Genomic DNA, 1133 nt, shown 5'->3' with positions numbered 1-1133 from the left:
CACTACTGGCTGGACGGTGCGGCCGGCGCCGCCGAGGTGTCCGGGGCCGGTCTCTCCGCGCTCGGCCACCCGCTGCTGGCTGCCGGTATCGCGCTCGCGAGCGGCGAGGGCCACCTCTTCACGGGCCGGATTTCCCTCCAAACGCATTCCTGGCTCGCCGGTCACGCGGTGCTGGGCCGGGTTCTGGTGCCCGGGGCAGCCCTGCTCGAACTCGTACTGCGGGCGGGCGAGAGCGTTGGCTGTGAACTCCTCGAGGAACTCGTTCTGCAGGCCCCCCTGGTCGTACCGGGCGGCGACGCGGTGGTCGACCTCCAGGTCGCCGTCGGGTCCCCCGACGAGCAGGGCCGGCGCACGGTGCAACTGCACTCCCGGGAGGTCCGGCCGGGCCAGGAGGACGACGGTGCGGAGTGGGTCTGCGAGGAGTTGTTCGCCGATGTCGTGCTGCCGGAGGGTGCCGAGCGTGATGCCGGACGGTTCGGGGTGCACCCCGCCCTCGTCGATGCCGCGCTGCAGACGGGTCTGGTGACGCTGCTGGAGGACGACGGCGAGCGAATGATGCCGTTTTCCTTCGCCGGGGCGCGTCTCCACGCGACCGGTGCCACCGCGGCACGAGTCCGGCTGACGCCGACGGGCGCCGACTCGCTCGAGGTGCGGCTGACCGACGGCACCGGCCTCCCGGTGCTGACCATCGAGGCGCTCACCTCGCGCCCGCTCACCCTTGACACGCTCTCCCGTCAGAGCGTGGATTCCCTGTACGAGGTCAACTGGGCGTCGCTCGCCGGTGATTCGGACGAACGGCGTCCTCCGAACATCCGGGCCGTTTCCTGCTGGTCGACCTGGACGACGCGCCGTCGTCCGTCCTGGCCCTGCCCGCCGCGGTCGCCGGAGCGGTGACCGCTGACGAGTCCGCGTTCGCGCTGCGTTCCGGAGCGGTTCTCGTGCCCCGGCTCGGCCGGGTCTCAACCTCTGACGCCGACACTCTGGCCCTGCCCGCAGCGGACGCCTGGGGTGTGGAGCTGGACACAGGTGGAACGCTGGACGGGCTGCGCCTGGTGGACTGCCCGCGTGCCGCCGAGCCTCTCGGAGCGGGGCAGGTGCGGGTCGCGGTGCGTGCCACCGGCGTGAACTTCCGT

At 72.4% G+C, this 1133-nt stretch carries 1 protein-coding gene and 1 pseudogene; both read left to right on the top strand.

Annotation, left to right across the window (positions count from 1 at the left end; genetic code table 11):
• A partial coding sequence (locus IG88_RS39845) for a polyketide synthase dehydratase domain-containing protein (RefSeq protein WP_037837571.1) occupies nt 1-894 on the top strand: 894 nt, incomplete at its 5' end.
• Nucleotides 825-1133: pseudogene (locus IG88_RS39840) on the top strand (polyketide synthase); the annotation flags it as partial. The gene IG88_RS39845 and the pseudogene IG88_RS39840, both read left to right, overlap by 70 nt.

The organism is Streptomyces sp. NRRL F-5650 (assembly GCF_000721365.1).
Taxonomy (GTDB): Bacteria; Actinomycetota; Actinomycetes; order Streptomycetales; family Streptomycetaceae; genus Streptomyces; species Streptomyces ardesiacus.
The sequence above is the reverse complement of the archived record's forward strand: the minus strand, read 5'-3'. Positions and strand labels throughout refer to the sequence as shown.